Origin of the sequence: Pantoea sp. M_10, assembly GCF_008631515.1 — a bacterium.
Lineage (GTDB): Bacteria > Pseudomonadota > Gammaproteobacteria > Enterobacterales > Enterobacteriaceae > Pantoea > Pantoea anthophila.
The window spans coordinates 16,164-40,698 of record NZ_VWUL01000007.1; the positions used below are offsets into that span (position 1 = coordinate 16,164).

Sequence of the window (24,535 nt, forward strand, 5' to 3'; positions counted from 1 at the left end):
AATCAGAGTATAGTCGCTCAGGTGACGTACTCCTGCAGCACCTGACTCAGCCACTCCATAAAAACCCGCACGCGACGCGCCACATTGCGCCGGTGCGGATAGAGCAGGTGGATCGGCATGGGCCTGGCGGGGAAGCGATGCAGCACCTCGACCAGCTCGCCGTTTTCCAGCAGGGGCTGAATGCCGGCCGCCGGCACCTGAATAATGCCTAATCCAGCCAGACAGGCGGCGCGGTAGGTTTCGGTGCTGTTCACGGTTACCGCGCCGCCGGTGTGAACATAGTGGCACTGCCTGCCATCAAAATATTCAAAACCCGGTGCGGCCTGGCCCAGCTGCTGGCTGTAGTGGACCATCGCATGCTGCGACAGCTCCTCCAGCCGGACCGGCATCCCGAAACGCGAAAGGTAGCCAGGGCTGGCGCAGTTGATCAAGGTGTGGGTGCCAATTTTTCGCGCGATCAGTCCCGAATCCTTCAGCTCGCCGACCCGGATAACACAGTCAAAGCCTTCCCGGATCACATCCACCTGACGGTCACTGCTGCTCAGTTCAATCTCTACGCCAGGGTAGTGCTGCAAAAATTCCGGCAGGCGGGGAAGGATAAAACCGGTCGCCATCGCGACGGACATATCGACCCGCAGCTTGCCGCTGAGCGTGGCGGGATCGTGCTGGAACAGACTGTCCATATCGTCGATCATCGACAGCAGGTCCAGACAGCGATCGTAATAGACCAGTCCATCCTGAGTCAGTTGCACCCGGCGCGTGGTGCGATGCAGCAAACGGGTTGCCATTTGATTCTCCAGCGCCTGTATCTGCCGCGATACGCTGCCTTTAGGCACGCCTAAACTCTCTGCCGCGCGGGTAAAACTGCCCATTTCGGCCACCCGCACAAAAACCTGCATTGCGTGAATTTTGTCCATGTTGTTCACCGATTGTTGTTTTTATTGAAACAGTGATGCGCTTTTTACACTGTTTATAGATCAATAATTCGCGAATATCCTTAACACGTGTTCAACTTTTCAACAGGTGTGAGAGATGAATCAGAAAGTTGCGTTAATTACCGGTGCAAATCGCGGTTTAGGCCGTAACGGCGCGTTAAAACTGGCTGCCAGAGGCATCGATATCATCCTGACCTACCGCACTCATGCCGATGAGGCGCAGGCGGTTGTCAAAGAGATTGAGGCGATGGGACGGCGTGCAGTGGCGCTGGCGCTGGATGTCGGCGAAACCGGTCAGTTCGATCGCTTTGTCGGGCAGGTGAAAGAGGCCCTGCAGCAGCAGTGGCAGCGGGATCGCTTTGACTATTTAGTGAACAACGCCGGGCACGGTCACTATAAGCCGTTTACCGATACCACGGAGGCGGAATTTGACGCCCTGGTGAATGTCCATTTCAAAGGTCCCTACTTTCTGACCCAGAAGCTGCTGCCGCTGATCAACGACGGAGGCCGCATCCTGAACATCTCCAGCGGTCTGACCCGGCTGGTCTATCCGGGCTCTGCGACCTATGCATCAATGAAAGGGGCGATGGAGGTGCTGACCCGCTATCAGGCGAAGGAGCTGGGGGCGAGACGGATTCGCGTCAATATTCTGGCACCCGGGGCGATAGAAACGGACTTCGGCGGAGGCCGGGTGCGCGACACCCGGGAGATTAACGATCAGATTGCTGCACTGACGGCGCTGGGCCGGGTGGGATTACCGGACGACATCGGCGATGCCATCAGCGCGATTCTCAGTGATGAAACCGGCTGGATCACCGCGCAGCGCATCGAAGCCTCAGGCGGGCAGGGCATTTAACCTCCGGCGGCATCGTGGCCCGCCGATGCCGCCAGCCTTACAGCGCGATTGTGCCGTCGATGACGGTGACGGTATGGCCGCCAATCCAGATCGTACCACTATCGAAGGTCACGTTTACCCGACCGGCACGCTGCAGCGCCGTGCCCTGACGCACACGATAGCCTGTGGTCTGTCCCGCCATGGCAAAGTAACGCGCCAGGCAGGCGTTGGCACTGCCCGTCACCGGATCTTCGGTCAGGCTGCCATTCTCGACCAGCAGGGCGCGTACTTCATACTGCTCCTCTTCTCCCTGCGGCAGGCGGCCAAACACCATTATCCCCGATACGTCCGCCTGTTTAAGCAGACGATCGAGTTCGCTGACGCTGGGCTGCAGCGCCAGCACCGCGTCGGCGCTGGTCATCGGTACCAGCAGCCAGCGGATACCCATATCAACCACCGTCGGGCTTTGCGTCAGATCGAAAGCCTCGCTGTTTAACGCTTTCGCCATCAGTGCATCCTGCCAGGGTGTCAGCGTGGCAGCCGGGGCGGCAAACGCTAATTCACCCGTCTCATTAATCTTCACCGTGACGTTACCGACGCCGCACTCCTGCACAATCTCGCCGGGTGTGCGGGTTGGCCAGCCGGCCTCCAGCAGGGCGTGCGCCGTACCCAGCGTGGGATGACCGGCAAACGGCAGCTCGCCTTCAACGGTAAAAATGCGCACCCGATAGTCGGCTTCCGCATGCTCAGGCGGCAGCACAAAGGTGGTCTCCGACAGGTTAGTCCAGCGGGCAATGGCGGCCAGCTGGCTGTCGCTTAACCCCTGCGCATCCATAATGACCGCCAGCGGATTGCCGTTAAAGGCTGATGAGGTAAACACATCGACTTGCTTAAACGCGACCTGCATGGTGACTCCTTGCTGAGGGTGTTCAGGGTGGCCTTTTCTCTGCCAGATGATTGCTTATAACAGCTAACAGCGTTATCAATAAGTTAAAGATTCTACCGGAGACTCTGCATGCTAACGATCCTGGGACGCGCCTCCTCAATCAACGTGCGCAAAGTATTATGGCTGTGTGACGAGCTGGATCTGGATTACCAGCGCGAAGAGTGGGGCGACGGTTTCCGCTCCACGCATCTGCCGGAATTCATGGCACTCAATCCGAATGCGATGGTGCCGGTGCTGAAAGATGATGACCTGGTCATCTGGGAATCTAACGCTATCCTGCGCTATCTGGCGAATGCCTATGGCGGCGAGTGGCTTTATCCGCCTAATCCGCAGGCGCGTGCACCGGTCGATCAGTGGATGGACTGGCAGGCCACAGAACTGAATACCTCCTGGCGCTACGCTTTCATGTCGCTGGTAAGAAACTCTCCGGCTCATCAGGATCCGCGCCTGCTGGCAGCGGCCTGCAAAGGCTGGGCGCACACCATGAGCATCCTTAATCAGCAGCTGGAAAAAACCGGTCGCTACGTTGCCGGACGCAATTTCACCCTGGCCGATATTCCGATTGGTCTGGCGGTAAACCGCTGGTTTGAGACGCCGCTTGAGCATCCCGATTATCCGGCGGTTCGCACCTATTACGAGCGCCTGACCGAACGGCGTGGTTACACCGTCTGGGGCCGCAACGGGACGCCCTGAGCCTCGCCTGCCGGGAGTCCTGACAGTTCACAGGCAATCTCTCCGGCGCGCTGAATCGCCCGGCTATAGCGCGCATCAAACGGATAACAGCAGGAGAGACGCAGCGCATGGTTGTAACGCTCGCTCAGGGAATAGAGCGCGCCAGGCGTGACGCAGATCTGCTCCTGCAGCAGCCGGTCAAACATCTCCGTGGTCTTCACGTTGCCGGGTAACTCGACCCAGAAGACGAATCCTCCGCGCGGCAGTGTGGCGCGGGTGCCCTGCGGGAAGTAGCGGGCGATCAGTCCCCGCGCCTCATCCAGATTGGCTGCGTAGCGACGGCGCAGGGTGCGCAGGTGGTGATCGTAACCGCCGGACGCAAGAAACTCCGCCAGTGTTTCTGACAGCAGGGCCGATTCAGCCATCGACGAAACCGCTTTGAGCCGGGCAATCGCGTCGTGAAAACGGCCGGCAGCGGTCCAGCCAATCCGGAAGTCGGGTGCCACGGTTTTGGTGAAGCTGGTGCAGTAGATCACCCAGCCATCGCGATCAAACGCTTTCACGGCGGGCGAGAGGGGCCAGTCGAACTGCAACTCGTCATACAGTCCATCTTCGATCAGCGGAACGTGGTAAGTATTCACTAACTTTGCCAGCCGCTTCTTGTTTGCCAGTGACATGCCGCAGCCCAGCGGGTTCTGCACACCGGGCATGGCAATCAGTGCCTTGATGCGCTGCTCCTGCAGCAGCATCTCCAGCGCATCCAGCGACAGGCCATGCTGCGGATCGGTGGGGATTTCCAGCGCTTTAAGGCCCAGCGACGCCAGCAGTGGAAACAGGAAGAAGTAGGTCGGCGACTCCAGCCCGACACAGTCGCCAGGCTGCGTGACCGCACGTAATGCCAGTTGCAGGGCTTCCATGCAGCCGTGGGTCAGGGTGATCTCATCGGCAGTCAGCCGCTGTCCGGCGTGCAGCGCCCGGCGCGCAATCTCCTCCCGTAAGCGCTCACTACCGGGCGGAAGCGCATAGCGCCCGATCAGATTGGGATGACGGCGCAGCAGTGAAGCCGTGATCCGGGCGACGCGGGTCGCAGGGAAAAGTTCACTGTCCTGCGGGCAGGCCAGCGAGATATTGACGTAGTCGGGATGGTTCTGTGCGGCAAACACCTTATCAATCAGGTCGAGTTTACCGCTGCCGGGGTCACGTACCCGGGTCTTATGCTCACCGTGACGGGTCACGGCGGGCAGCACGCCGCGCACGTAGTAGCCCGACTGCGGCCGAGCCTCAATCAGACCGCGATCTTCCAGCAGCTGCCAGGCATTCAGCACCGTATTCACACTGACCTGATGGGACTGAGCGACACGCCGGATCGCTGGCAGGCGTTTGCCAGGTTTCAGCGTGCCCTGGTGGATAGCCTCAGCGAAGCTGTCCGCCAACTGCTGATAAAGACGCTGATCGGAAGAGGGAGCAAGGGACACAGTAGCCTCCGGATTGGATGGGTACAATTGCTGCAAATGTAAACTGTAACCATCACAATAGTGATTTTGTGTCACTGTTACCATTCTTTTCCGCGCCGTAGCATAGAGCTCTGTCCACTTTCAGGAGCGCCACTATGCTTGATCCCTCTTTCTTCAGTTATGTCACCGTCATGTCGATTACGCCAGGCCCGAACAATCTGTTGCTGGCGACCTCCGGGGTCAATTTTGGCATGCGTCGCACCCTGCCGATGATGTTCGGCATTTTACTGGGCTGTGCGGTGCAAACGGTGATTGCCGGAATGGCGCTGGAGGTGCTGCTGCACTGGATGTCGGCGATTCGCCTGCCGCTGACGCTGGCAGGCTGCACCTATCTGTTGTGGCTCTCCTGGAAGATCTTTCGTGCTGCCGCTCCCGAAACGCGCACCCGGCCGCAGCCGATGACGCTGCTGGGTGGCGCCTGTTTCCAGGCGATTAACCCCAAAGCCTGGCTGATGGCCAGCAACGTGGCACTGCTCTACAGCGCCAGCAGCGGCGTCGTCACGGTGATGATCTGCTTCATGCTGCTTAATCTGCCCTGCATCCTGATCTGGGCTGCGCTGGGCGACCGCCTGCGCAGCCATCTGCAGATTGCCTGGAAGCGCCAGCTGTTTAACAGCCTGATGGCGCTGTCGCTGGTGGCGACCACCGTCTGGATGGTGACCGACGCGCTGCAGGCCGCTTAGTCAGGCGCGCCTGGTGCAGTGGCGGATGGCCATTTCCAGTTCTGCACCTCCGGCAGATCCTCGCCATGTTCGCGGACATACTGGTGATGCGCGGCCAGACGCTGCTGCAAATCCTCCAGCAGCGCGAGATGAGCATCCGCCAGCCCGGGCACGCGCAGAATCGCCTCCTGCGCCAGATGATAGCGGTCCAGCTCGTTGAGCACCGTCATATCAAATGGCGTGGTGGTGGTGCCCTCTTCATTGAAGCCACGCACGTGGAAGTTGCGATGATTGGTGCGCTGATAGGTCAGGCGATGCACCAGCGTCGGATAGCCGTGGAAGGCAAAAATCACCGGTTTATCCTGCGTAAACAGCGCATCAAATTCCGCGTCGGATTTGCCATGCGGGTGCTGATCCTGCGTCTGCAGCGCCATTAAATCGACCACGTTTACCACCCGGATCCGCAGTTCAGGCAGCATCTCGCGCAGCAGATCGACGGCCGCTAGGGTTTCCATGGTGGGCACATCACCGGCACAGGCCATCACCACATCCGGCTGCGCATTATCGGGCGTGGTGCCTGCCCAGCGCCATTCGCCCATGCCCGCTTCGCAGTGGGTTATGGCACTGGCCATGTCGAGCCACTGCGGCGCAGGCTGTTTGCCCGCCACAATGACATTAATGCGGTCCCAGGTGCGCAGACAGTGGTCGCCCACCCAGAGCAGCGTATTGGCATCGGGCGGCAGATAGATACGCACGATGTCCGCTTTCTTATTGGCAACGTGATCGATAAAGCCGGGGTCCTGATGGCTGTAGCCATTGTGGTCCTGGCGCCAGACGTGCGAAGAGAGCAGATAGTTGAGTGAGGAGATGGGCTTACGCCAGCCCAGCTTACGCGTGACTTTCAGCCACTTAGCATGCTGGTTAAACATGGAATCGATAATGTGGATAAAGGCTTCATAGCAGTTGAACAGCCCGTGACGGCCGGTCAGGAGATAGCCCTCCAGCCAGCCCTGACACTGATGCTCACTGAGAATTTCCATGACGCGGCCATCGCGCGCCAGCTGCTCGTCGTAGGGCTCTGTTCTTTCCAGCCAGGTGCGGCTGGTCACGTCGAAGACCGGCGTCAGGCGGTTTGAGGCGGTTTCATCCGGGCCAAACAGCCGGAAGTTGTCGCGGTTTCGCTGAAACAGCACGCTGAGGTAGCGTCCCAGATGCTCGGTGGCCTGCGCCATCTGTGAACCCGGTTCGCCGACCTCGCAGGCAAACGCGGCGAGCTCCGGCGTCTCCAGCTCACGGCGCAGCAGGCCGCCATTAGCGTAAGGCGAAGCCCCCATGCGCTTGTCGCCCTCCGGCGCCAGCGCCTGCAGCTCCGGCTTCAGGCGACCCTGTTCATCGAACAGATCATCCGGCTGGTAGCTTCGCATCCACGTTTCCAGAATCTGACGATGACCTTCATCTTCACGACAGGCGGCGACCGGCACCTGATGCGCCCGCCAGAAATCCTCTACTTTTTTGCCGTCGACCGTTTTGGGGCCGGTCCAGCCTTTGGGGCTGCGCAGGATAATCATCGGCCAGCGCGGCACATCGGTCGTGGCGCTGGCCTGGCGCGCCTCACGCTGGAAGGCGGTGATTTTTGCCAGAGCATTGTCCAGCGCTTCCGCCATCAGCGGATGCATTTTCTCCGGCTCATGCCCGCTGACAAACAGCGGTTCATAGCCGTAACCGCTGAACAGCTGACGCAGATCTTCATCGCTGCTGCGACCCAGCAGCGTCGGGTTAGCAATCTTGTAGCCGTTGAGATGCAGAATAGGTAACACCGCGCCATCACGTTGCGGATTGAGAAATTTGATGCCGTGCCAGCTGGACGCCAGCGGTCCGGTTTCCGCTTCGCCGTCGCCAATGACGCAGGGCACCACCAGGTCGGGATTATCGAAAGCCGCGCCAAATGCATGAGAGAGCGAATAACCCAGCTCCCCTCCTTCATGAATTGAGCCAGGCGTCTCCGGGGCCGCGTGGCTGGGAATGCCGCCCGGGAAGGAGAACTGTTTAAACAGGCGCTGCATGCCCGCCGCATCCTGGCTGATGTGCGGATAAATTTCGCTGTAGCTGCCCTCCAGCCAGGTGTTAGCCACCATGCCGGGGCCGCCGTGCCCGGGTCCGCAGATGTAGATCATGTTCAGATTTTGCTGCCGGATAATCCGGTTGAGGTGGGCATAGATAAAATTCAGCCCTGGCGTGGTGCCCCAGTGGCCCAGCAGGCGCGGTTTGATATGTTCCGGCCTGAGTGGCTCGCGCAACAGCGGGTTATCCATCAGGTAGATCTGCCCGACGGAGAGGTAGTTCGCCGCCCGCCAGTAGCGGTCAAGCAGCGTGAATTCCGGTGAAGCAGGGGAGTAAGACATGCCTTTTCCTCCTGAGTGTTCAGCTAAAAGATCTCTTAACCCTAATAGAGAAACCCCAGGACGACCAGGCAACCGGCCAATAAAAAAGGCCCCGCTGTGCGGAGCCTTTTTATCAGCGGTGCGGAATTACTTGCCGACAACGAACGCGGTTTCACGTCCTTCATCGTTTGCCGCCATCGGTGTCACCGGCGAGTAGTCGAGCTGCAGAATACGGCTGGTTTCGGCCAACACTTTCTCTGTCAGGGCCACGTCACCGTTCAGCTTACGACCCCAGGAAGGGATGACGGCGCGGATTTTATTCTGCCATTCCGGCGTGGCCATCTGCTCAGGACAGACCTTATGCAGCAGTTCCAGCATGATCGGTGCCGCTGTCGAGGCGCCTGGCGAGGCGCCCAGCAGTGCTGAAATCGTCCCATCCTGTGAGGCGACCACTTCGGTGCCGAGGCGCAATACAGCACCCTCTTTCTCATCCTTCTTGATGATCTGCACACGCTGACCGGCCGTCACTAACCGCCAGTCCTCCTGCTTCGCCTGCGGCACATAGGCGCGCAGGGCGTCCATACGGTCGCGATCGCTTTGCAGCACCTGATCCATCAGGTATTTCACCAGATCGAAACTTTTCAGCCCCACTTTCACCATCGGCAGCATGTTGCTGCTGTTCAGAGAGGTGAACATATCCATCAGCGAACCCTGCTTCAGGAACTTGGTGGAGAAGGTGGCGAACGGGCCAAACAGCAGCACCTGCTTGCCATCCAGTACGCGGGTGTCAACGTGCGGCACGGACATCGGCGGTGCGCCGACGCTGGCTTTGCCGTAGACCTTGGCCATATGCTGCGCCACCACCTGCGGATTTTCCGTCACCAGGAACGACCCCCCTACCGGGAATCCGGCGTAGCCGTTCGCTTCCGGGATACCGGCCTTCTGCAGCAGCGGCAATGCCGCGCCGCCAGCGCCGATAAAGATTTTGCCCGCTGTCAGCGTGCGGCGGTTGCCGCTGTTCAGACACTGCAGCGTCACCTGCCAGCGCCCGTCGGCGAGCTGTTTCAGGTCACGCACTTCCTGACGCAGACGCAGGCGGAAGTTCGCCTTCTTCTCTAAGGAGGCGATAAGCTGACGCGTTACTTCACCGAAGTTCACATCGGTGCCCATCTCCGTCCAGGTCGCGGCCACTTTCTGACGGCGATCGCGGCCATTCATGACCAGCGGGATCCAGCGCGCAATCTGCTGCGGATCTTCGGAGTAGGCCATGCCCCGGAACAGGGTGCTTTTCTGCAACGCCTGATAGCGTTTGCGCAGGAACTCGACGTTGTCGTCTCCCCAGACAAAACTCATGTGTGGCGTGCTGTGAATAAAGCTTTTGGGATTACGCAGGTTGCCTTTCTGGACCTGATAGGCCCAGAACTGGCGGGAAATTTGGAACGATTCGTTGATCGTCACCGCTTTAGAGATGTCGATGCTGCCATCCGCCTGCTGCGGCGTATAGTTCAGCTCGGCCAGGGCGGCATGACCGGTGCCGGCGTTATTCCAGCCGTTGGACGACTCCTCGGCCACGCTGTCCAGCCGCTCCACCATTTCGATGGACCAGTCCGGCGCTAAATCCTGCAGCCATGCACCGAGGGTAGCGCTCATCACACCTGCGCCAATCAGCAGCACGTCAACGTCTTTGCGCTCCTGCGCGGTAGTGGTGTCCTTTGCCATGGCACTCATCGCGAGCGCAAGGTTTACAGCTGAATTGCACATGAGGCGACATCTCCTCTTCTGTTGACCTGAAGCCCAACAGTTTTGCAGGCGAAATAGTCACGCTTCTTGCGAGCGCGTTGCGCTATTTCTCAAAGGTTAAGTCTCAGGTATAGGTTAAAGCGGTGATAACGGGTTAACTGCACGTTATGCTTTGTCATCCGAATATAACATTCTCACCCCTGAATTAAACATTTGTTTATTTTTTAAATGCAGAAATGATTCAGCATAAGAATTAATCATCAGCACGGCTGCGCGATTAGGGATTTTTTATTGTTAAGTCAGAGGGTTAACCCGGAAAGGATGTTGCGGAAAAGCGCCATGATGGTGCAACGGCAGAATCGATATGAACGGTGCGGAATTATTTAATTATCTGAATTTTAGCGATTTATTATGCAATGCGGAATAGTTTGAATTGTTGATAAAGCAGCCGGACAGGCTCTTGTGTAAAAATAATGTTACATTTTTGTGAGTCTGAAAATGCGCGCGCAGCGGCGCACGCATCGGTTTCACTTATGACGCATTCGCACTGGCAGGCAACTTTTTCAGACTTATCGCCATGCGGTTGTAGGTGTTCATCAGGCCAATGGCGATGTTCAGATCGACAATCGCTTTGTCACTGAAGTGCTCCCTCAGCGCGGTATAACTTGTTTCCGGCGCGCCATGCTGTGCAATCAGCGTCAGGCACTCCGCCCACTGCAGGGCCGCTTTCTCTTTTTCACTGAACAGAGTGCCGGATTCGTGCCAGACCGACGTCAGTACAATTTTATCCCAGCCGATCCCCGCCTTGTTCAGCGCTTTTGTATGCATATCAATGCAGTAAGCGCAGCCGTTAATCTGCGATATGCGCAGGAACAGCAGTTCCAGTAAAGTGAGCGGCAGATCGGTTTGTGACAGATAACCGTATACGCCGCTCAGTGCTTTCATGCCTGCCGGTGCTGCCTGGTGAAAATCGATACGTTCGCTCATCTTATTGCCTCCTGGGATTGATGAGGCGATTTTCGGCCTTTGAATGGAGCAGATAAAGTGCCAAAAAATGAGAGTCTGACTGGTCCATCCCCCCTTTTCTCGCTGACGCTGCAGCGCGGTACGCCGCGTGGGCTGAGCGAACAGCTGCGCCAGCTGATTGAGCAGGCGATTGGTGAAGGCCGTTTACAGCCGGGGGCGCGTCTGCCTTCCTGTCGCGATCTGGCCGCGCAGCTCGGTGTTGCCCGCGGCACCGTCCGTGCCAGTTATGACATGCTAGCCGATGGTCAGTTTCTGGAGACCCGGGGCGCGGCGGGCACCTTCGTCAGCACCCTGCCGCCATTAAAACCGGCCCGCTCCGATGCCGGGTGCCTTCCGCCGCACTCTGCAGGGATCGAGGCGTTTGACGCGCCGCCGCTGACCTTCCAGATGGGGACGCCCGCCAGCGATGCGTTCCCGGCCAAAGTCTGGCTGCGCATCCTGCAGCGGCAGGCGCGAATGCAGGTCAGCCGGCCAGCCAGCTATCCCGATCCGCGTGGCAGCCTGGCACTGCGTCAGGCGCTGGTGGCCTATCTGGCGGTGGCGCGCGGTCTGCGCTGTCAGGCGGAGCAGATCATCATTACCAGTGGCTATGCAGGCGCGATGGGTCTGATTGGCCTGGCGATGGATTTTCAGGGCAAAACCGCCTGGCTGGAAGATCCCGGATTCTGGCTGGCGCGCGGCGCGGTGGAAGCGTTGCGGGTCAGGCCGGTTGCGGTGCCGGTCGACGAGGAGGGGATGCAGGTCGCTGCCGGGGGGACGCGTGCGCCGGACGCCGCTTTCGCGCTGGTGACGCCGGGCCAGCAGGCACCGCTTGGCATGACGATGAGCCTGGCGCGCCGCCATGCCCTGCTTGAGTGGGCCAGCCGCGAACAGCGCTGGATTATTGAAGATGACTATCTGGGTGAGCTCCAGCCTGGTCATCGCGCCGCGCCAGCGCTGGCTGCCCTCGACAGCGAGGGACGGGTCCTGCATATCGGCACGTTCAGCAAGACGCTGACGCCACAGCTGCGGCTCGGTTTTATGGTGGTGCCGCCCGCACTGGCTGCCCGGTTCGGTGAGGTGTGTGCGTTACTGGCACCGGCATCGGCAGGATTGCTGCACAATGCGGTCGCGGAGTTTCTGCGGGAAGGTCACTTCATGCGGCATCTGCGGCGGATGAAGCGTGTGTATCACGAGCGGCTGGAGCAGATGGTTGCCGCGCTGCACCCCCATTTTCCGGACCTGCAGCGCGCCGGGCTGGCGGTGATCGTTCGCCTGCCCGCCGGTTCCCCGGACCTGCTTATTGCTCAGCAGGCGGCAGAGTGGGGGATGGCACCCTCGCCGCTGTCAGTCTGGTATCAGGATGCGGATCAGCGCCGCGCAGGCCTGTTGCTGGACGCGGCACATCTGCCGCGCGAAGGCTATGCCCGCAGCGCCGGACAACTAAAAGCGCTGGTGGACGCACATTGTGCCGTCAGGCCCTGAACCAGCGGCGCCAGACAAAGCGGATAACAAAAAACTCCAGCGCGCCCAGCAGTAAAAACCAGATGCAGAACACGACCGTGTAAAGCTGATTGAGATCCTGCAGATGGAATAGCTGCAGCAGATGCTGCGCCACGGTCAGGCTGAAGGCAGGGGCGGGCAGCAGCAGCGCCGAGAGAAAACCCAGCAGCAGAATGCCACCAGGCACGATCAACGTTTCAAAAGGGTTATTCATTACCGGTATCCCATCATTATCAGCCCGGCATTTTCCGGTAATTGGCTGCGCGGTTCAATGGCGGTGTCGGGCGCAAAGGCGAAGGGAGCGGGGATTCAGGCACTCAGAGTGGCCAGAAAACGCTTTGCCACCATCGACTTAGGTCCATTCATAGCGGAAGATAAGAGTTATAGCCTTTGCTATACTTAAATCCCTGATTTTGCTGTCTTTTTATCTGCGGGTTTGCATGGTAGACTGCGCGCACTTTTTCATAACTGAACACTTTGTGTGGTGAATTCAGCGTGATTAGCCGCTTTTTCGCCCCAGGTGAATAAATCATGACCTTTATTGCTACGTTAATTCTTGCGCTGGGTATGTCGATGGACGCATTTGCTGCTGCGCTGGGCAAAGGTGCGACGCTGCATCGTCCTGGTTTTAAAGAAGCGCTGCGCACCGGTCTGATTTTCGGCTCTATTGAAGCACTGACCCCGCTGATTGGCTGGGCACTCGGCCTGGCAGCCAGCCGTTACATCATGGCGTGGGACCACTGGGTCGCGTTTACACTGCTGGCGTTCTTGGGTGGCCGTATGATGATGGAAGGCTTCCGTCAGACCGCGGTCGCCGAACCCTGTGAAGCGCCAAAAAGCCACGGCTTTGTAGTACTGGCGACCACTGCGGTAGCCACCAGCCTTGATGCGCTGGCGGTCGGCGTTGGCCTGGCCTTTTTACAGGTGAATATCATCACCACCGCGCTGACGATTGGTGCCGCGACCACGGTGATGGCGACGACCGGTGTTCTGGTCGGGCGCTTTATTGGTCCGGTGCTCGGTAAGTGGGCGGAAGTGCTCGGTGGCCTCGTCTTAATTGCCGTTGGTTCCACCATTCTGCTGCAGCATCTCGGCTACACCGCATAGGTTCTATGGCGCGGGAAGCCGTAGTTTTGTGATCCGGTTCAAATTTATTTGCTGTTAAAACGCACAGAAGTTATACTTTTCCAGTATATCTTCAACTAAATTTGAATCAGGTGCTCCATGAAACGCATTTTCAAATACGTGTTCCGTGCTTACGTTGAGACGTTCAAACACGTACCGCCGGGTGCCATGTCCTGAGGACCCCGCAGGAAACCCTCGATAATCGCGGTCAGGGATCGACCAGTGATTATCACCTCTCTGTTTTGCTTCCGCTGATTTAATTCCCTTTCTCTGCGCCTGAGGTGTTTTCAGGTTGTAGCAGAAAACGCTGCAGTTCAGCTGTGACTTCTTCTGGTGCTTCCTCTGCCATGTGGTGACCACAGGCTATCGATTTGCCATGAACGTCTTGCGCCCACGTTTTCCATATACCTACGACGTCACCATACAAATCTTCAAGATCATCATACTGAGACCATAAACAGAGCGTCGGACATTTGATCAGCCTTCCTCTCTGGCGATCCTGAAGCTCATGTTCTTTATCAATGCTAAGGCCCGCACGATAGTCTTCGAGCATCCCATGTATAACTTCCGGATCATGAATAGCTTGTCTGAACTCAAGATATTCATCATCACCCATTGTTGCGGGCTGGCCTCCATACCATTTGTCAGGATCGGCCAGTATTGCCCGCTCCGGTTTTTCAGGCTGAGCAAAGAAAAACCAGTGATACCACTGTCGGGCAAACTTTTCATTACATCGGTTGAGCGCTTCAAGTATCGGAATGCAATCAAGTACGGCAAGCCGTGTAATTCGCTCTGGATAGTCAAGAGCAGCTCTGTAAGCTGTATAACTTCCTCTGTCATGTCCGACAATTGCAAATTGTTCAAAACCAAGCTGACTCATCAACTCGATACAATCTTTTGCTTTAGCTCTTTTAGAAGAACCTGCATGGTTGGGCTGATCAGCGGGTTTTGATGATTTGCCGAATCCCCGCAAATCAGGACATACGACCGTAAAGAATCTGGCTAGCTCCGGAGCCACTTTTGACCATGTTACATGGGTCCTTGGGTGACCATGCAATAAGAGAACCGGTGGCCCATTCCCCCCATAGCGTACATTAAGCACTGCTTCTGAAAGGCTGATTTGCGTATGCATAAACCCTTCAAACATGTGCGATCCTCCTCAGTGAGGGTGATTCTAGTAGGGCGTTATTTAACCATATACCTTTACTGTGAATGATGATGACCAGAAATGCACAGCTCATCGGCGACTTTATATCTGTATACGTCAGTTATATAACTAAGGGACAAATCATCCTTTCGCACTCAACCGGCCCTAAGTTCCAACACATCTGTCAGGCCACAAAAACCCGTTTTGCGCTTACCCACATATGCAGCCAGCACCGCCAGCAGGCAATTATCCTCACCCGGCTTTAAACCCTCCAGGCATACCCGCCTTTCTCTCTCCGACTGATGCCTCCGCTTCCCGGTCTGCGGTTACTGATCCTGCCCGGACGCGTTTGCGTGAATTGTGAGTGATATCTTGTTTACATAATAAACAAGCTCATAACACTGGCATCAGCGCCAGTGTCGTCGATATAGTGATTTCATCATGTACACCTGAGTTTTACTTAGTAAAACAGACTGTGAGGCAGGCTATGTTCGCTGATGAGACACCGCTGATTCACCGCAGAGACGCACACATGCGCACGGATTGTATCAGCCGGGTTAAGGAATTCACTGAAAAGGACACCATTCTATGACTTATCTGACGCAGGCGGATGTCAGGGAGACATCAATTTTTACCCGGCTGCCCGACCACTTTCGTTCCCCTGACCGCAACAATGCCTGGGCTGCCGCCAATCGTGGAGGACAGCTTACCGACTCCTTCCTGGAAGGGCCGGTCTGGCACCCTTCCGGTTGTCTGTACCTGACCGATATCCCGTATGGCCGGATATTCCGGGTCGATATGGCAGGCAACTGGGATCTCGTCGTGCAATATGATGGCGAACCGAACGGCATGAAACTCGTCGATCCGGATACCCTTTTGATTACGGATTATCATCACGGGTTAATGAAGCTCTCGCTTAAAACGCAGGACGTGACGCCGTGGCTGCCTCGCCGCCACAGTGAGAGCTTTCGCGGTGTGAACGATTTAACGCCCGACAGCCGGGGCAACCTCTATTTCACCGATCAGGGTCAGACGGGACTTCACGATCCGACTGGCCGTGTTTATCGTCTCAGCCAGGACGGACGACTGGATATCCTGCTGGATAACTGTCCAAGCCCAAACGGGCTGGTTCTGTCGCCAGATGAAAAAGTGCTTTATGTCGCGATGACGCGCGGCAATGCCATCTGGCGCGTGCCGCTTCAGCGTGATGGGTCGGTCAGCAAAGTGAGTCAATATTTTACCTCGCACGGGCCCAGCGGTCCCGATGGACTGGCCATCAACGCGCAGGGTGAGCTACTGATTGCCAATCCGGGGCTGGGTCGCGTCTGGCTGCTAAACGATCTGGCTGAGCCTGCCGAAATCCTCACCAGTCCCGCCGGGCGCTCCACCACTAACCTCTGCTTTGGTGGCGAAAATTTACAGCAACTGTTTATTACCGAATCGGTCAGCGGCAGCATTCTTACCTGTTCAATGAAGACGCCCGGCCATCCACTGTCCTTTATGTCCACTGCATTTCTCTAAGAACAACTCTGCGTTCTCTGAACGCAGCGGAGGCACTCATGAATCTGCATACTGTAAGCACCGGCTCACCTGCGGAGCCGGAAACCGTGTCCGGCGATCGTGAAGAGATGAATCAAAAGGATTTTGAACAAAGTGAACAGGCAGCCGGTAAAGCGTTTCGCCGCATCCTGCCTTTTATTTTCATCTGTTATGTCGTCAGTTATCTGGATCGCACCAACGTCAGCTTCGCGGCGCTGGGCATGAATGCCGATCTGGGCATCACGGCTGAGCAGTTCGGATTCGGCGCCGGGATGTTTTTTATCGGCTATTTTCTGTTTGAAGTGCCCAGCAACCTGATCATGCAAAAAGTGGGTGCCCGTATCTGGATTGCCCGCATCATGATCTCATGGGGACTCATCTCCATGGCGACCGCCTTCGTATCCGGCCCCCTGAGCTTTGCCTTTGCCCGTTTTTGTCTGGGGGTGGCCGAAGCCGGATTCACGCCCGGTATTTACCTGTTCTTCACATACTGGTTCCCCGGAAGCTGGCGCGCAAAAATTACGGCCGCCTTTTTAGTCGGGATCCCCGTGGCCAATATCATCGGCGCTCCCCTGTCGGGGATGCTGATGCAAATCACCGGGCATGAACATATCCGTAACTGGCAGTGGCTGCTGCTGCTGGAAGGGTTCCCGGCGGTGATCCTCGGCGTGCTGTGCCTCTTCTTCCTTAACGACCGCCCGGAGAAGGCAAACTGGCTGAGCGACACGGAAAAGTCCCTGCTGAGCAGACGACTGAAGAACGAGCAACAGCAGATTGAAAAAGCACACGGCTCCAGCCTGCGCGATGCGCTGCGGAATCCGCTGCTTTATCTGCTGGCGTTTATTAACTTCTGCGGGATTGTCGGTTCGATCGGGGTGGGCCTGTGGATGCCGCAGATCATCCGCCAGCTTGGCGTCAGCCACACCACCACCGGTTTCCTGACCGCATTACCCTACATTTGTGCCGCGTTCAGCATGCTGTTCTGGGCCCGGCGGGCCAATGCCTCCGGACATCGCATACGCTGGATCAGTGGTGCACTCGTTATCGCCGCCTTTGCGCTGGCCTGCAGCGCCGTCGTGAATGAGCCCGTTCTGAAGATGCTGGCACTCTGCTTTACCGTTAGCGGCATTCTCGCTTTTCAGGCCTCATTCTGGGCTCTCCCTTCGGGCTTTCTTACCGGCAGCGCAGCCGCAGGCGGATTAGCCATGATCGTCTCTGTCGGGAATCTGGGTGGCTTTGTCGGCCCCTCCCTGATTGGCTATATCCGCCAGAGCAGCGGGGGATTTACCTGGGCACTGCTGGCGGTCTCTGCCGTGCTGCTGATTGGGGCGTTCTCCGTGGCATTAATCAAAGATCCCTATCGCAAAGCACAGTAAAAAGTGGGAAAAGGCGCGCTGGCGCCTTTTCCCCTCTCCGCGAATCCAGGGGCTGAAGACACGCTTTCCGGCGTCCCGCCTCCCCGCAAGAGACACGCTGAACTTTTCCTTGCCATGACACCGATAAACCGCCTCCCATCCGATCCCGGCCTACACTGAATTATTCTCCCCGAAACAGGAGCAGTGGATGAGCCAGAAGCAGCGACGAAAACAGGCAGCGATGGTGGCAGGCGTGGGATTAGGTGTGGCGGCCACCCTGTGGGGCATGAAACGCTGGCAGCAGCTGAAACAGACACCGCCGGTGTCACCGCGCAGCCACCATGCCGGCATGGCCGGTTACTTTCAGCAGGTGGGCGACTGGCGGATGTTCACCCGGGTCACGCCCAATGAGGATAAGGGACTGCCGGTGGTGCTGATCCACGGACTGGTGATGTCAGGCCGGGCGATGGAGCCGCTGGCGCTGGCGCTGAGCCGCGATTATCACGTGCTGGTGCCCGACCTGCCTGGCTTCGGAGCCAGTACGCTGCCCGCTTCTGCGCCGGTGATGTCAGTCGACCAGCAGGCGGAGGCGCTCTGGTTATGGCTGCAGCACAACGGCTTTCAGCGCGCAATCTGGGTCGGTAACTCGTTTGGCTGTCAGATTCTGGCCGCGCTGGCGGTGAAGCATCCGCAGGCGGTGGCGGGGCTGGTGCTGCAGGGGCCGACGGTGGACCGCCATGCCCGCAGCCTGCCGCGTCAGCTGTGGCGCGACTGGCGCAATGGCCGGCTGGAAACCCGGCGACCGCCGGGGCCACTGGCCCGCATCGATTACGCTAAAGCGGGTCTGCGCCGCGCCTTTGGCACGATGCGTGAGATGATGCGCGACCACATCGAGCATCGCCTCACCTACATCAATGCGCCCACGCTGCTGCTGCGCGGCTCGCGCGATCCGGTCTGTCCGGCGCGCTGGCTGGATGAGCTTGCCGCGCTGATGCCGCACAGCGAACGGATTACACTGCGCGACGGCACGCACACCCTGCATTACGTCTATCCGTGGAGTTTCTGTCACGCCATTCGCCCGTTCCTGGCGCGCATTCAGCAGGAGAATCAGCATGAGTAAACCCCCGAAAGGTATTGCCCGTTTTGACTCCGCCGCAGCGATGCTGCTGGCGCTGGCGAATGCGCTGCACGATCGACCCTTTGCCAGTCCCAGCCAGTCTCCGACGCTGGATCGGCTGCTGCCGTCGCTGAACCGGCTGCCCACTGGACTGCGGGAGTGGGGCTACGCGCTGGGCGGGATGGCAGAGGGCATCAGCCTGCGCCAGGCGGGGGAGCTGGATGTGGAGGGCATCGCCGAATGGATGGTCAGTGAGTATCCCCAGCAGGATTATCCCGCCGCCTTTATCGGCTCGTCGAACGGTGCGCTGATGCATCTGGCGGCGGCGATGGGCGTGCCCTGGCTGCCACAAACCTTTCTCTGCCCGGTGCGGGCAACCAGCAGCGATCCCGATGATGCGCAGGCAGGTTTTGAGGAGGGTAAAGAGATTGCCGCTGCGCTGCTCTCCGCCTGGCCGCGGCTGGCGGTTCACCATATGCAGGACCCCAATCAGGATCGGCTGATGCTGGACCAGATGCGCTATTTCCGGCTGAAACTGCGCGATCTGCCGCTGGCCTTTAACGAGTTCCTGATGGGCAGCCTGCCTGCCGGATCCACCCTGTTCATTAATCACTGTACCCGCCAGTGGCCGGTCACGCGCACCAGCGATCGCTCCTTCTTTCAGTTTGGCGCGCTCGGCGGGGCAACCGAGCAGGAGTATTTACAGGGTGGTCCGCGGGTTGCGGAGTATCTGGCACGTTATGGCGTTGACCGCGAGCGCTGGACACCGCCCGCCATCACCGATCGGGTGCCGGAAGCGGAGTGGGGGCTGGATGGCTATCTCATCTCGCCGCTGAAAAAGCTGGCGGAAGCCCAGAACTGGAAGCTGATGGAGATTCGCTATGAAGATCCGGAAGCGATGAGTTATGTGGTGGCAGAGATCTATCGTGACTGGTATCTGGCTGCCGGTATTTTACCGACCCGTCTGACGGTGGACAGTTTCCTGCTGATGGACCCGTGGAGCAGCATCCGGCAGCAGGCTATCCCGTTCTGGCTGGTGTTCTGCACCGAGCCGTCAGCGGCGGCCCTGCAACGCTTCCTGGAAAAACAGCCGCCGTTCCGCAATATCGACATGATGCTCTTTTCTCACGGCACCGACAGCATCGGACTGGCGGAGATTGATCGCTGGCGGGCGCTGCTGGACCATGCCCGTGATGAGGGGGTCTTCATCGGCGTGGATGAAGAGCGGTTCCCGCGCGATTTTGCTACCTTTGCCCGCTTCGACTCGGCGCTGCGTGAAAGAGCACCGCTGCTGCCACCGCCACCGCCGCTCAGCACGGAGAAGGTGATCGCCGGTATTCAGCGTTACGGGGCGAAACATGGGGTTACGCTGACGACGCTGAGCTGACCGCCGCGCCGTCAGCGGGGGTTATTCGCCGTCGGTGATCGGCTTACGCACCAGCAGCAGATAGGCGAGGGCGCCGATGAGCGTGACACAGGCGCAAATCATCAGCGCCAGGCTGAACGATTGGGTGGTGTCGAGCACCCAGCCGGTAATGACCGGCGCAAACGAGGCAAAGATAAAGCTGGCGAAGTTCTGAATGCTGCCGACCGAGGCGGTCATGCGCGCGGTAACGTTGGCGTGGATCAGCCCCCAGCACGACGTACCGGCAAAGTGGATACAGAACAGCGCCATGCCGATCAGCGTCACGGCGCTGGTGGTGTCAGTCGCGCGGGTGACGACGGCGGTAAACCCGGCTGACAGCAGCATGCCGCTGACGATGCAGACTTTGCGGGTTTTCACCGCGTTAAACCCGCGGCGCACCAGCGTATCGACCACATAGCCATTCAGCAGCATGCCCGCCGCGCCGAACAGGAACGGAATCGCCGCCAGCAGGCCCGTGCTTTTGAGATCGAGGTGATAAGTCGACTGCAGATAGCCCGGCAGCCAGGCGATATAGAGCCAGGCGGTGTAGTTGATGCCGCTGAAGCCAATCATCATGCCCCACATGGTGCGCTGCTTAAACAGGCCGCGCCACTCCCTGAAGCTGATCGGCTCTTTGCGTGACGCCACGCTGCCCGCCTGCAGATAGTGGATCTCTTCGGCGCTCAGGGTGCGGTTATCGCGGTCGCGATAGACCATGTACCAGCCAATGGCGAGGAAGATGCCGAGGATGCCGATGGTGACAAACATCCCCCGCCAGCCCATCACCAGCATCATCGCCGCCAGAATCGGCGGTGCAACCGACAGCCCAATCATCGAGGCGGCGTTAAACATCCCCATCGGCATGCCGCGATCTTTGATATTGAACCAGTCGTTGATCACTTTGACGCCGCACGGGTTCATCGGCGCTTCGCCAATGCCAAGGCCGATACGCACCAGCACAAACTGGGTGAAGTTGTGGACCAGGCCAGAGGCCGCCTGAAACAGTGACCAGATGAACATGCCGATGCCGAGCATGATGCGCGGCCCTTTGCGATCCAGCAGCGCACCACACGGCAGCTGCGCCAGACCATAAGCCAGCGAAAAAGCGGAGAGCAGAACGCCGATTTCGGTGGCGCTCAGTCCCATCTCCTCACGGATAGTCATATTGGCCACCGACAGCGAGCTGCGATCCAGATAGTTGATGACGGCCGCAAACAGCAACAGCAGCATCGCGGTGACCTGAATCTTACGGATGCGCGGTGAACGCACCACGTCGCTGCGCATGGGCACGAAATCCTGGTCTGGTGTCATCTCACCGGACGCGCGATCACGGCCGGATACTGAGGTCTTTTCCATTGCACTCTCCCGAAACTGGCTGGTTATCGTTATGGTGAGAAGGGTCTGCGCGCAGCGGCAAAAGGCCGCCGTGACGTTACCGTCGAGACTAAGAGCAAAGGGAAAAGGATGTTGCAAAGATGTTTCTGAAGCGTGCGGGAGCTAATGCTTTGTGGTTTTTAATCGGTTTTTAATTGTACTGGCTGATTGATCGCACCATGGAGGTTTTTGCGGTGGCCAGATGGTTGTGCAGGGCGCAGAGCGCGTCGACATCCTGACGGCCAATCAGCGCGGTCAGAATCGCCATATGCTCCTCCAGCGCCACGATATTGCGCTGCTTAAGATCGCTCTCATCCCACTGATAGTGCGAATGAAAGATCACCGAGATGATCTCCAGCGACTGATTGAAGAATGGATTGCTGGCGGCGGATAAGATCAGGGAATGCATCTGCCGATCCAGCGCGGCAAAGTGGCGATAGTTGCTGGCGATGGTGTCGCGCATCGATCGATGGCGATCCAGTAGATCCCGCGCCTGAACCCACCGCTCATCACTGGCGGGCAGATTCAGGAAGCGGCTCAGGGCGTGGGTTTCCAGCATCTCGCGCAGTTCAAACAGCTTCTCCGCGTAGTCCTGGGTGAATTTCTTCATCCGCCACTGGCCGCGTTTAACCGGCTCCAGCAGGTCATAGCGCATAAAGCGCAGCAGAAATTCACGCACCACGACCGGACTGACCTTCACCTGCTGCGCCAGCTGCAGTTCGCTGAACGTGTCACCCGGCACCAGCTGCCGCTGGTTAATCAGATTAAAAAACATCTGCTCTACGTGGCTGGCCTGCTGCTCAATCGGCGGCGTGACGGCGCTGAAACTGTCCTCTTCGCGCGGCTCGCGCACGATAACCCAGGTCTGTTCAACCTTATCCAGTACGCCGCACTGATGCAGGTAGTGCAGGGTATGGCGCACCGTGGTCCGGCTGATATTGAACATCTCCGCCAGCGCCGCCTGTGGCGGCAGCGGTGAGCGTATATGGCGCTGAGCAATACTTTCCAGCATCTGGTTAACCACGTTCTGACGCAAATTCTGGCTGCGGCTCATCGCACTCTCCGGTTTTTTATGCATTAAAAACCATTCAGAGCCCAAAAAAACCGGGGTGCTTCACACTTACGGCAAGCGAGACCCGCGTCCGCTGCCGGATTCGGCATAACTGCCTGCAGGACAACCGGAGACTCACCATGACAACAATGAAAGCACTGGTCATCGCTGAACCACGCAGAATGGTCTGGGCCACCCGCGACAGGCCAGCGCCCGCCGCGGGCGAGGCGCTGATTAAAATTCTCACCGCCGGGATCTGCGGAACAGACATCCACGCCTGGTCCGGCAATCAGCCTTTTTTCAGCTATCCCCGGGTGCTGGGCCATGAAATCTGTGCGGAGGTGGTCGCGCTGGGCCGTGGCGCTGAAGGTGTTCAGCCGGGCCAGCGGGTGGCGCTTATGCCCTACATCGCCTGCCTGCACTGCGACGCCTGCCAGAGCGGTAAAACCAACTGCTGTGAGCAGATCTCCGTGATTGGCGTCCATCAGGATGGGGGATTCAGCGACTACTTAAGCGTGCCGGTCAGCACGCTGCTGGCGGTGGATGAAGTGACACCGGAGGCGGCTGCGCTGATTGAGCCGTTTGCCATCAGCGCGCATGCGGTGCGTCGGGCTGGCGTGACCGCTGATGAGCAGGTGCTGGTGGTGGGTGCAGGGCCGATTGGCCTGGGTGTGGCTGCCATTTCCGCTGCCAGCGGTGCGCAGGTGATTGTGGCGGACACCAGCGCATTTCGTCGTCAGCATGTCGCTGACCAGCTTGGCCTGGTGGCGCTGAACCCGGCAGACGCGGCATTCGATGCGGCGCTGCGCGAGCAATCGGGCGGGCGGCTGCCGCTGAAAGTGATCGACGCCACCGGCAACCCGGCGGCCATGAACAACGCGGTCAGCCTGATACGGCACGGCGGCACGGTCGTCTATGTCGGCCTGCACAAAGGCGATCTGGTGATCCCGGACAGTGAGTTTCACAAAAAAGAGGCCACCCTGCTCGGGAGCCGGAACGCCACCCGCGAAGATTTTGATCGGGTCTGCTCCCTGATGGCCAGCGGTCAGCTGCGCGCCAGCATGATGCTGAATCACTCTCTGGCGTTCTCCACGCTGGATGAAACCTTTGAACCGCAGGTCATCAACAATCGCGAACTGATCAAAGGCGTGATTCATTTCGATCGCTAACGCGGCCAGCCAGCGCGTCAGGGCGCGGTGAGGGTGTTAAAGAAGTGCGCCCGCACCGCGTCAGCATCCACGCCGAGCGCGATGCGCTGGGCGGGCAGACCGGCAAACGGGTCCTGCCGGGAGGCCAGTGCGCTCAGCCTGCGCACCGTCTGACCGCAGGCGATCCCTTCGGTGATCACCCGCAGCGGGCTTTCGGCCAGGGTAAACGCCTCTGGCAGACTCAGCCATGCCACCGCCAGGGTGTCGTGCAGCGCCATGCCGTTAAATCCCTCTTTCGCCAGACTGTAAACCAGGTAAGGGCTACAGATGGCGCTCAGCACCGGCTGATTCAGCCGCTGAACCTCTTCGCCGGTGATCAGGACCTTGTGGGTAACATCCAGCGGGATCACCACCACGTTCAGCGCCGAGGTGAGCACCTGATCGGCAGCATGCGGATCTTTCCAGATATTAAATTCGCTGAAGGGCGTCACGTTGCCACTGTGTCCCCCGCTGCCGAACGTACCGCCCATGATCACCAGCTCTTTCACCAGCGGAATAATGTCGGGTGCCTGATTAATGGCCGAGGCGATGTTGGTCAGCGGACCGATCGCCACCAGGGTAATCTGATGCGGCTGTGCCCGTACGCTGTCGATAATAAACTGCACTGCGCCGGGGGCCTGATCGCTACAGCTGTTTTCAAACGCATCACCCAGCCCGTCCTGACCGTGCAGGGTGGCGGGGGCCGACGGGGCCTGGGCCAGCGGCCGCGCGCAGCCGCGATAAACCTCTGCGTCGATCGCCATCTTCTGGCAGAACAGCCGGGCATTTTTCACCGCCTGACCCACCGCCACGTTGCCGAAAACGGTGGTAATGCCCAGCAGATGCTGGGTGCGCGCCGCATAAGCCAGCGCAAAAGCATCATCCACGCCGATATCAGTATCAAAAATCAGGGTTCGCATCGCCTCTCCGTCACCGACTCTCATCCCTCAGCATTACCCCGCACGCGGCGTGGGCGTCAAGCATTTACGCCAGCCGGGCCGGTTTCCCGGCGCAAGGTTGCCAGCCTGAAACGGGCGTCGTA

The 24,535-nt window shown here is 58.7% G+C and carries 22 protein-coding genes; 11 read left to right on the forward strand and 11 right to left on the reverse strand.

The features are described from left to right. Nucleotides 1-17: 17 nt before the first annotated feature. Complete coding sequence (locus tag F3I47_RS17475; protein ID WP_009087975.1) at nt 18-917, reverse strand: LysR family transcriptional regulator; 900 nt, start codon at nt 915-917, stop codon at nt 18-20. 115 nt (nt 918-1,032) lie between these two features. Between F3I47_RS17475 and F3I47_RS17480 the strand changes: the two genes are divergently transcribed. Beyond that, on the forward strand, nt 1,033-1,791 hold the full coding sequence (locus tag F3I47_RS17480) for an SDR family NAD(P)-dependent oxidoreductase (protein ID WP_150030145.1): 759 nt from the start codon (nt 1,033-1,035) through the stop codon (nt 1,789-1,791). A 37-nt stretch (nt 1,792-1,828) separates the two neighbouring features. Here F3I47_RS17480 and F3I47_RS17485 read toward each other — a convergent pair whose 3' ends face one another. Beyond that, a complete protein-coding gene (locus F3I47_RS17485) occupies nt 1,829-2,677 on the reverse strand; it encodes a PhzF family phenazine biosynthesis protein (RefSeq protein WP_046100810.1) in 849 nt (282 codons plus the stop codon). A 108-nt stretch (nt 2,678-2,785) separates the two neighbouring features. Here F3I47_RS17485 and F3I47_RS17490 point away from each other — a divergent pair, with 108 nt between their 5' ends. Beyond that, nucleotides 2,786-3,409, forward strand: a complete 624-nt coding sequence (locus F3I47_RS17490; protein WP_009087970.1) for a glutathione S-transferase family protein — start codon at nt 2,786-2,788, stop codon at nt 3,407-3,409. Here the strand turns inward: F3I47_RS17490 and F3I47_RS17495 are convergent. After that, complete coding sequence (locus tag F3I47_RS17495; protein ID WP_150030144.1) at nt 3,376-4,863, reverse strand: PLP-dependent aminotransferase family protein; 1,488 nt, start codon at nt 4,861-4,863, stop codon at nt 3,376-3,378. The genes F3I47_RS17490 and F3I47_RS17495 overlap by 34 nt on opposite strands. Before the next feature lie 134 nt (nt 4,864-4,997). On the opposite strand from F3I47_RS17495, the gene F3I47_RS17500 reads away from it, so the two are divergent. Further along, on the forward strand, nt 4,998-5,585 hold the full coding sequence (locus tag F3I47_RS17500; protein ID WP_058956905.1) for a LysE family translocator: 588 nt from the start codon (nt 4,998-5,000) through the stop codon (nt 5,583-5,585). Here F3I47_RS17500 and F3I47_RS17505 read toward each other — a convergent pair. From F3I47_RS17505 to F3I47_RS17515, 3 genes are all read right to left on the reverse strand, one after another. Further along, nucleotides 5,582-7,966: a phosphoketolase gene (locus tag F3I47_RS17505; protein ID WP_150030143.1), complete on the reverse strand. Its 2,385-nt coding sequence runs from the start codon at nt 7,964-7,966 to the stop codon at nt 5,582-5,584. The genes F3I47_RS17500 and F3I47_RS17505 overlap by 4 nt on opposite strands. 126 nt (nt 7,967-8,092) lie before the next feature. Next, entirely contained in the window at nt 8,093-9,706 is a 1,614-nt protein-coding gene (gene mqo / locus F3I47_RS17510) for a malate dehydrogenase (quinone) (protein ID WP_009087963.1), read from the reverse strand. A gap of 510 nt (nt 9,707-10,216) precedes the next feature. Continuing rightward, a complete protein-coding gene (locus tag F3I47_RS17515) occupies nt 10,217-10,672 on the reverse strand; it encodes a carboxymuconolactone decarboxylase family protein (protein WP_150030142.1) in 456 nt (151 codons plus the stop codon). A gap of 57 nt (nt 10,673-10,729) precedes the next feature. On the opposite strand from F3I47_RS17515, the gene F3I47_RS17520 reads away from it, so the two are divergent. Then, entirely contained in the window at nt 10,730-12,175 is a 1,446-nt protein-coding gene (locus F3I47_RS17520; RefSeq protein WP_150030141.1) for a PLP-dependent aminotransferase family protein, read from the forward strand. Here the strand turns inward: F3I47_RS17520 and F3I47_RS17525 are convergent. Further along, nucleotides 12,165-12,407: a DUF1158 domain-containing protein gene (locus F3I47_RS17525; RefSeq protein WP_009087958.1), complete on the reverse strand. Its 243-nt coding sequence runs from the start codon at nt 12,405-12,407 to the stop codon at nt 12,165-12,167. The genes F3I47_RS17520 and F3I47_RS17525 overlap by 11 nt on opposite strands. 317 nt (nt 12,408-12,724) lie before the next feature. On the opposite strand from F3I47_RS17525, the gene mntP reads away from it, so the two are divergent. Next, on the forward strand, nt 12,725-13,300 hold the full coding sequence (mntP, locus tag F3I47_RS17530) for a manganese efflux pump MntP (RefSeq protein WP_009087956.1): 576 nt from the start codon (nt 12,725-12,727) through the stop codon (nt 13,298-13,300). Between the two features lie 117 nt (nt 13,301-13,417). After that, complete coding sequence (gene azuC / locus F3I47_RS22765; protein WP_150030152.1) at nt 13,418-13,495, forward strand: stress response protein AzuC; 78 nt, start codon at nt 13,418-13,420, stop codon at nt 13,493-13,495. Between the two features lie 79 nt (nt 13,496-13,574). Here azuC and F3I47_RS17540 read toward each other — a convergent pair whose 3' ends face one another. Next, nucleotides 13,575-14,465: an alpha/beta fold hydrolase gene (locus F3I47_RS17540; RefSeq protein ID WP_150030140.1), complete on the reverse strand. Its 891-nt coding sequence runs from the start codon at nt 14,463-14,465 to the stop codon at nt 13,575-13,577. 588 nt (nt 14,466-15,053) lie between these two features. Here F3I47_RS17540 and F3I47_RS17545 point away from each other — a divergent pair. From F3I47_RS17545 to F3I47_RS17560, 4 genes are all read left to right on the forward strand, one after another. Then, nucleotides 15,054-15,986: an SMP-30/gluconolactonase/LRE family protein gene (locus tag F3I47_RS17545; protein WP_140925598.1), complete on the forward strand. Its 933-nt coding sequence runs from the start codon at nt 15,054-15,056 to the stop codon at nt 15,984-15,986. A gap of 38 nt (nt 15,987-16,024) precedes the next feature. Next, nucleotides 16,025-17,380 (forward strand): MFS transporter, encoded by a 1,356-nt coding sequence (locus tag F3I47_RS17550; protein WP_058956913.1) that lies wholly within the window; start codon nt 16,025-16,027, stop codon nt 17,378-17,380. A gap of 187 nt (nt 17,381-17,567) precedes the next feature. Next, a complete protein-coding gene (locus tag F3I47_RS17555; RefSeq protein WP_150030139.1) occupies nt 17,568-18,479 on the forward strand; it encodes an alpha/beta fold hydrolase in 912 nt (303 codons plus the stop codon). Next, the gene (locus F3I47_RS17560; RefSeq protein ID WP_058956915.1) at nt 18,472-19,863 is read left to right on the forward strand and encodes a hypothetical protein; all 1,392 of its coding nucleotides are present in this window, start codon (nt 18,472-18,474) and stop codon (nt 19,861-19,863) included. Before F3I47_RS17555 ends, F3I47_RS17560 begins: the two co-directional genes overlap by 8 nt. Nucleotides 19,864-19,884: 21 nt before the next feature. Here F3I47_RS17560 and F3I47_RS17565 read toward each other — a convergent pair whose 3' ends face one another. Both F3I47_RS17565 and F3I47_RS17570 read right to left on the reverse strand, forming a co-directional pair. Then, nucleotides 19,885-21,237 carry an MFS transporter gene (locus F3I47_RS17565; RefSeq protein WP_009087947.1) on the reverse strand — a complete coding sequence of 451 codons (1,353 nt, stop codon included), beginning with the start codon at nt 21,235-21,237 and terminating at the stop codon, nt 19,885-19,887. 169 nt (nt 21,238-21,406) lie between these two features. Beyond that, on the reverse strand, nt 21,407-22,309 hold the full coding sequence (locus tag F3I47_RS17570; RefSeq protein ID WP_009087945.1) for a GntR family transcriptional regulator: 903 nt from the start codon (nt 22,307-22,309) through the stop codon (nt 21,407-21,409). Between the two features lie 137 nt (nt 22,310-22,446). Here F3I47_RS17570 and F3I47_RS17575 point away from each other — a divergent pair, with 137 nt between their 5' ends. Next, nucleotides 22,447-23,475, forward strand: a complete 1,029-nt coding sequence (locus F3I47_RS17575; RefSeq protein ID WP_009087943.1) for a zinc-binding alcohol dehydrogenase family protein — start codon at nt 22,447-22,449, stop codon at nt 23,473-23,475. Between the two features lie 17 nt (nt 23,476-23,492). Here F3I47_RS17575 and F3I47_RS17580 read toward each other — a convergent pair whose 3' ends face one another. Continuing rightward, nucleotides 23,493-24,413, reverse strand: a complete 921-nt coding sequence (locus F3I47_RS17580) for a nucleoside hydrolase (RefSeq protein ID WP_150030138.1) — start codon at nt 24,411-24,413, stop codon at nt 23,493-23,495. Nucleotides 24,414-24,535: the final 122 nt, after the last annotated feature.